A 7,556-nucleotide genomic window follows, 5' to 3' on the forward strand; every position below is an offset into this window, starting at 1 on the left:
GACACCCTGAGGGCGCATCCGGAAAACGCGGCGCGCTACCGATGTGCCGCCCCGCTCCTCTTTACGTCCTGTGGTTCAGGGGTTCGTGGAATCCCGCCGGTTCGTTGGGTTGCGCGGTGGTTCAGTGTGTGCGCCCCGTGCCTAGCGAACTGGGGCGGGGGGAGGGCTGTCGCCTTTTAGTGTGTTGCTTGGTGGTTTGGTGTTTTGTGTGTGGGGCGGGGGAGGGCTGTCGCCTTTCAGGCTTTTGCGAGATAGCTAGTCTGGTGTGCGCAGAGGCGTCGGTGCCGTCCGTAGCGACATCAGGGTGCCCGAAGCGAAGCGAGGGCGGGTGCCCCTGTAGGAGCGAGGACGTGCACCGCCCCTCAAGCGGTCAACGTAGCGGGGTGTGGGCATGCGAAAGCCCGCCGCAACCCTAAGAGTTGCAGCGGGCATCCAGCACGAAAAGTCTCCGTTACAGGACCGGCCAAATCCGCGTCACAAACTCACGGAAATCCTCCACGTCCTTACCCTGCTCCAGCAGGCCAACACCAAAACGAGTCGCCACCTCAGCATTATCCTCAAACGACAAATAAAACGAGCTGCCATTCACCGACTCAATCGTCACCGCATCATCACCCACACGATACGCATGCAACGCATTCGTATTATCAATCGTCGTAGCCGTACCCGCAGGCGTCAACGCCGGCAAATTCACCGGAGCAATAATCACCTCATCAGGCGCATCCTGATACCCAACAATAAAATGCCCCTGATCAGGAGACTGATGCAACGCCAAATCAGGATTACGGTAAACCGCACGGCCCGTCGCATACACCAAATTGTATGCACCGTAATTAATAATCTGCTCGTCAAAAACCGGGTGCAGAACCCGAATGAGTTCCTCACCCGTCAAAAACACGTCACTCTCAACAGAGTTACGGGGGTCAACAACCTCTGCGTACTTACTTGCTTCGGTCAGCTCATCAGCGACCGGGATGATCGGTTCGGTCATAGTTTCAGTCTACCGGGGCAACCAACGAAGGTCACGAGTATTCGCGCATATTACGCGCCATGACGTCCAAAAATGCGAGTTTTTCTCACCTGTTCAAATGAATACGTGGGAATGTGTAAACAAGTGCAATGTGTCCACATCATGAAAGAAGAAGGTTGACTAGGGGGTTTCCATGTAAAAACCACCACGACACCCCATAGAGATTTGACTCACCCCCGCCCCGGGCTTCACCATAGAAGGGTGAAGACAGCAATGTTCCAGCGAATTCTACGCCTTGTCGACGTCGCCTAGGGCGCGTGGCAGGGTCTATTCACTGCGACTGAGCGCCCCTACCGCTACCACCAACAGCGAGGGGCATTTTTTATAGCTTGGTACCCCCGGGCATAGGATGCGTGAGGATCACACAAACCTCACGCAGAACATTGAGTACAACGAAGAACCATTAAGACACGAGGCATTTCCATGACCATGGGATTTTCCACTTCTGATGACGCGGCAAACGCTCCCGCAGAACGCATGACCGGTTCTCAGGCAATCGTCCGCACCCTCGAAGACCTGGGTGTGACTGACGTATTCGGCCTGCCTGGTGGAGCTATTCTGCCGACCTATGACCCCCTGTACGACTCCAAGAAGGTCCGCCACATCCTGGTCCGCCACGAGCAGGGCGCAGGCCACGCAGCCCAGGGCTACGCAGTGTCCAGCGGTAAGACCGGCGTGTGCATCGCAACCTCCGGCCCCGGCGCAACCAACCTGCTGACCGCAATCGCAGACGCAAACATGGACTCCGTCCCCCTCGTCGCAATCACCGGCCAGGTGTCCACCGCGCTGCTCGGCTCTGACGCATTCCAGGAAGCTGACATCGTCGGCATGGCGATGCCCATCTCCAAGCACTCCTTCATGATCACCGACCCGCAGGACATCCCCCGCGCACTGGCTGCAGCATTCCACATTGCATCCACCGGCCGCCCCGGCCCCGTGCTCGTGGACGTCACCAAGGACGCACAGGTCGGCATGATGGAATACCGCGGCATCCCCGAAGACCTGGAGCTGCGCGGCTACACCCCCGTCACCCGCGGCCACTCCAAGCAGATTCACGAAGCTGCAAAGTTCATCACCGAATCCAAGCACCCCGTCTTCTACGTCGGCGGTGGCCTGGTACGCTCCGGTGCCTCCGAAGAGTTCCACAAGCTGGCTAAGCTCATCGGCGCACCCGTCGTCACCACCCTCAACGCAATCGGCGCGTTCCCCGACTCTGACCCCCAGAACCTCGGCATGCCCGGCATGCACGGCACCGTCCCCGCCGTCGCCGCAATGCAGAAGTCTGACCTGCTGATTACCCTCGGCGCACGCTTTGACGACCGCGTCACCGGTAAGCTCGACTCCTTCGCACCCGAGGCTAAGGTCATCCACATTGACGTTGACCCGGCAGAAATCTCGAAGATCCGCTTCGCAGACGTGCCGATCGTCGGCGACCTCAAGTACGTCCTGCCCGAGCTGACCGACCTGCTCTCCACCGAGTTCGCAGACCAGCTGCCGAACCTCACCGAATGGTGGAACGAGCTGAACGTCATCCGCAAGGACTACCCGCTCGGCTACGAGAAGCCCAACGATGGCCTCGGCTCGCCCGAGTACGTTCTCGAGCGCATCAGCGCCCTCACCGGCCCCGACGCATACTATGTCACCGGCGTTGGCCAGCACCAGATGTGGGGTGCACACTACATCCAGCAGGAAAGCCCCCGCCACTTCATCAGCTCCGCAGGCCTCGGCACCATGGGCTACGGCGTACCCGCCGGCATGGGTGCAAAGGTTGCACACCCCGACTCCACCGTGTGGATCATCGACGGTGACGGCTGCTTCCAGATGACCAACCAGGAACTGGTCACCTGTGCACAGAACAACATCCCCGTCAAGGTTGCCATCATCAACAACTCCTCCCTCGGCATGGTGCGCCAGTGGCAGACCCTGTTCTACAACGAGCGCTACTCCAACACCGACCTGAAGGACGGCCACGGCACCGTACGCATCCCCGACTTCGTCAAGCTCGGCGAAGCATACGGCTGCGCAACCTTCCGCTGCGAACGCGACGAAGACGTGGACGCAACCATCAAGGCTGCCCTCGAAATCAACGACCGCCCCGTCGTCATTGACTTCACCGTCAGCCCCCACGCCCTGGTCTGGCCCATGGTCCCGGCAGGCGTATCTAATGACAAGATTTGGATTGCGAAGAACACTTCGCCTGAGTTCGATCGTGAGGGAGAGAACTAATGTCTCAGCACACTCTGTCCGTTCTGGTAGAAGATAAGCCGGGCGTTCTCACCCGCGTCTCCGGTCTGTTCTCCCGCCGACTGTTCAACATCCTCTCCCTGGCTGTGGGCCCCACCGAAAACCCCGGTGTTTCCCGCATCACCGTCGTGACCGAGGGTGACGCCCACACCATCGAGCAGATCACCAAGCAGCTGAACAAGCTTGTTCACGTGCTGAAGGTCGTCGAGCTTCCCGCCGACTCCTCCACCCAGCGCGACCACATCCTGATCAAGGTCAAGGCAGACCCCGTAGTCCGCCTGCAGATCGTTCAGGCAGCTGACCTGTTCCGCGCATCCGTGATCGACGTTTCCCCCGAGTCCCTTGTCATCGAGGCAACCGGCTCCCAGGAGAAGCTCAACGCACTGCTGGACGTTCTCGAACCCTACGGCGTTCGCGAAATTGTTCGCGCCGGCACTATCGCTCTCACTCGTGGCCCCCGCGCCATGAGCGAACGTATCTAGCGCGAGCGCATCTAACACCTGCCAGGGTGCCACACCAACCCCGCACCAGCTGGGGATAGCAACGGGTATCGCACCGCCACAACCGGGAAAACCGGCAGCGATGCGATACCCGACCCTATGGGCTCACAGACCTTCCGGATACTTCAGATGCTGAGAAGTGCTCTCGACAGCCCGCAACTAAACATCTATCAAGTAGAATAGTCAATGTTGAGCCCAGCCTGGGCCGCATATCAAACTTACTGAGGAGAAGAAATGGCAGCAACCATTTTCTACAACGACGACGCAGACCTCTCCCTGATCCAGGGTCGCACCGTAGCAGTTATCGGCTACGGCTCCCAGGGCCACGCACACGCACTGAACCTGCGTGACTCCGGCGTGAAGGTCATCGTCGGTCTGTCCGAGGGCTCCAAGTCCCGCGCCAAGGCTGAGGCAGAAGGCCTGCGCGTCGCAACCGTTGCAGAAGCAGCAGCAGAAGCAGACGTCATCATGATCCTGACCCCGGACCAGGTCCAGGCAAAGGTCTACGCAGAGAGCATCGAGCCGAACCTCAAGCCCGGCAACGCACTGTTCTTCGCACACGGCTTCAACATCCGCTTCGGCTACATCACCGCACCCGAGGGTGTCGACGTGGCAATGGTCGCCCCCAAGGGCCCCGGCCACACCGTCCGCCGCGAATACGAAGCAGGCCGCGGCGTTCCCGCCCTGGTCGCAGTCGAGAAGGACGCATCCGGCGAAGCACTCGCACTGGCACTGTCCTACGCAAAGGCACTGGGTGCAACCCGCGCAGGCGTCATCAAGACCACCTTTACCGAAGAGACCGAGTCCGACCTGTTCGGCGAGCAGGCAGTCCTCTGCGGCGCCACCTCCCAGCTCGTCCAGTACGGCTTCGAGGTCCTGACCGAGGCTGGCTACCAGCCCGAAATCGCATACTTCGAGGTGCTGCACGAGCTCAAGCTCATCGTTGACCTGATGATCGAGGGCGGCATCGCTAAGCAGCGTTGGTCCATCTCCGACACCGCAGAGTACGGCGACTACGTCTCCGGCCCCCGCGTGATCTCCCCCGAGGTCAAGGAAAACATGAAGGCTGTCCTGGCAGACATCCAGAACGGCAACTTCGCAAAGCGCTTCATGGAAGACCAGGCTGCAGGTGCACCCGAGTTCAAGGCACTGCGCGCAAAGGGCGAGGCACACCCCATCGAGGCAACCGGCCGCAAGCTGCGCGAGCTGTTCTCCTGGAACACTGCAGACGACGACTACACCGAAGGTTCCGTCGCTCGCTAAACGGTAGCTCAGCAATAGCTTTCTAAGAATCCGGCGTTCCACCTCTCATCCCGCACAGGGGAGGAGGTGGGCGCCGGATTCTTGCTGTTTCAAGCTGAACAACAACACTCAACAAATATGTGATGCATTTCATGCTCACTTGAGTTGCGGGTGTCTATAAAATGCCGTATAGTATTTACTTGTTGCAGGGGAAACCCTGAAAAATAAATAAGCGCCTCTAGCTCAATTGGCAGAGCAATTGACTCTTAATCAATGGGTTCTGGGTTCGAGTCCCAGGGGGCGCACTTCAAAGAAAATCCCGCTGATTCTTAGGAATCGGCGGGATTTTTGCGTTCCCCTTGAAAAGCAGTCTTCATGGGTTGAGGAATCGGTGTTCGTCCTCGTTCCTACAGGGGACCTGTCCTCGCAGAGCTCGGACACCCTGATGTCACTACGGACGACACCGATTCCTCAGATGGTTTCTGCGGGTTCGGCAGGGGCACGTTATCCCGCCGGGGTTGCGGTAGCTGCGCGGTGGTTTGGGTGTGCGCCCCGTGCCTAGCGAACTGGGGCGGGGGAGGACTGTCGCCTTTTAGCCTGTTGCTTGGTGGTTGGTGTTTTGCGTGTGGGGCGGGGGAGGGCTGTCGCGGTTTAGCGTGTTGCTTGGTGGCTGGAAGTTTAGGCTGGTGCGCCGTGTTTTCCGGAAGCGCCCTCAGGGTGTCACACGGACGCTCTCCGCAGCGAAGCAAGGAGGGGCGGAGCGTCCGGGTGACGGGTGCCCCTGCGTAGGCGCGGAGGAAACATGCGGCGTGGCAGCCTGTTACCTGGTGGCTTGGTGCTTATCGCGTATCAGAGTGTAACCCCGGTGAGAGTCGCGCCTAAGACTGCGGTAAACTGAAAGTTATGACTGCAACTCCGTTCTACATCACCACCGCCATCTCCTACCCCAATGGCAACCCGCACATCGGCCACGCCTACGAAACCATCGCAGCCGACGTGCTAGCCCGCTTCAAGCGCCTCGACGGCTTCGACGTGCGCTTCATGACCGGCACCGACGAGCACGGCCAGAAGATGCAGACCACCGCCGAGAAGCTCGGTAAGACCGCCAAAGAACTCGCCGACGAGAACTCCGCACGCTTCAAAGCAATGAACGACGCGCTGAACATCAGCTACGACCGCTTCATCCGCACCACCGACCCCGACCACTACGTCGCATCCCAGGCAATCTGGAAGCGCATGGAAGAAAACGGCGACATCTACCTCGACAAGTACGCCGGCTGGTACTCCGTCCGCGACGAAGCCTACTACGCCGAAGACGAAACCGAAGTCCGCGACGGCCAGCGCTACGCCATCGCAACCGGCACCGAAGTCGAATGGACCGAAGAAGAATCCTACTTCTTCCGCCTCTCCAAGTACGGTGACAAGCTCCTCGAACTCTACGCCAACGAAGGCTTCGTCTACCCCGAATCCCGCCGCAACGAACTGATTTCCTTCGTCAAGGGCGGCCTGAACGACCTGTCCATCTCCCGCACCACCTTCGATTGGGGTGTGCCCGTACCCGGCAACGACAAGCACGTCATGTACGTGTGGGTCGACGCGCTGACCAACTACCTGACCGGCCTCGGCTACCCCGACACCGACAACGAACTGTTCGTCAAGTACTGGCCCGCCGACCTGCACCTCATCGGTAAGGACATCACCCGATTCCACTCCATCTACTGGCCCGCATTCCTGTGGTCCGCCGGAATCGAACTGCCCAAGCGCGTCTTCGGCCACGGCTTCCTGCTCGTCAACGGCGAAAAGATGTCCAAGTCCGTCGGTAACGTCGTCGACCCCGCAAACCTCGTCGACGCATTCGGCCTGGACGCGGTCCGCTTCTTCCTCATGCGTGAAGTGTCCTTCGGCCAGGATGGCTCCTACTCCGAAGAGTCCATCATCAACCGCATCAACTCCGACCTGGCCAACAACCTCGGCAACCTCGCCCAGCGTTCCCTGTCCATGGTCGCCAAGAACTGCGGCGGAGCTGTGCCTGAGCACGGCGAATTCACCGAAGCCGACCGCCAGATCCTCGACCAGGCGGCAGCCCTCTACGAGCCCGTCCGTGCAGACTTCGACGAGCAGGCATTCCACCGCGCTTTGGAACGCATCTGGACCGTCCTCGCAGACGCCAACGCCTACTTCGCAGAGCAGGAACCCTGGACCCTGCGCAAGAACGGCGAACTCGACCGCATGAACACCGTGCTGTACGTGACCCTCGAGGTCGTGCGCCAGGTCGCCCTGCTGCTGCAGCCCGTCATGCCCGACGCAACCGCCAAGCTGCTGACCCTGCTCGGCGTACCCGAAGGCGACGCACGCCAGTTCGCAGCCCTCGGCACCGCACTCGTGCCCGGCACCGAACTGCCCGCACCCGCACCGGTGTTCCCCCGCTACGAAGCGCCCAAGGCATAACAGCTGCTTCTGCAATAGCGAATAGCGTATGAAAGCCCCCGGCTTCCTGCCCCCCAGATGTGAACTGCGCCCCGAAACTTGGACGCATTAAA

5 protein-coding genes and 1 tRNA gene are annotated in these 7,556 nt (G+C 60.1%); 5 read left to right on the forward strand and 1 reads right to left on the reverse strand.

Annotated elements, in window-relative coordinates:
• Positions 1-451: 451 nt before the first annotated feature.
• The gene (locus tag HMPREF2894_RS04520) at positions 452-991 is read right to left on the reverse strand and encodes a hypothetical protein (protein ID WP_049352918.1); all 540 of its coding nucleotides are present in this window, start codon (positions 989-991) and stop codon (positions 452-454) included.
• Between the two features lie 462 nt (positions 992-1,453).
• Here HMPREF2894_RS04520 and HMPREF2894_RS04525 point away from each other — a divergent pair, with 462 nt between their 5' ends.
• From HMPREF2894_RS04525 to metG, 5 genes are all read left to right on the forward strand, one after another.
• Positions 1,454-3,256, forward strand: coding sequence for an acetolactate synthase large subunit (locus tag HMPREF2894_RS04525; RefSeq protein ID WP_049352919.1), 1,803 nt, complete (start codon positions 1,454-1,456; stop codon positions 3,254-3,256).
• Entirely contained in the window at positions 3,256-3,756 is a 501-nt protein-coding gene (ilvN, locus tag HMPREF2894_RS04530) for an acetolactate synthase small subunit (protein ID WP_070604524.1), read from the forward strand. The genes HMPREF2894_RS04525 and ilvN overlap by 1 nt, the downstream gene beginning before the upstream one ends.
• 252 nt (positions 3,757-4,008) lie before the next feature.
• Entirely contained in the window at positions 4,009-5,037 is a 1,029-nt protein-coding gene (ilvC, locus tag HMPREF2894_RS04535) for a ketol-acid reductoisomerase (RefSeq protein ID WP_070593897.1), read from the forward strand.
• A gap of 211 nt (positions 5,038-5,248) precedes the next feature.
• A tRNA-Lys gene (locus HMPREF2894_RS04540) sits at positions 5,249-5,321 on the forward strand.
• Between the two features lie 598 nt (positions 5,322-5,919).
• Positions 5,920-7,464, forward strand: a complete 1,545-nt coding sequence (metG, locus tag HMPREF2894_RS04545; RefSeq protein WP_070593895.1) for a methionine--tRNA ligase — start codon at positions 5,920-5,922, stop codon at positions 7,462-7,464.
• The last annotated feature ends 92 nt before the right edge of the window (positions 7,465-7,556 follow it).

It is taken from the genome of Rothia sp. HMSC066G02, assembly GCF_001813145.1.
Classification (GTDB): Bacteria; Actinomycetota; Actinomycetes; order Actinomycetales; family Micrococcaceae; genus Rothia.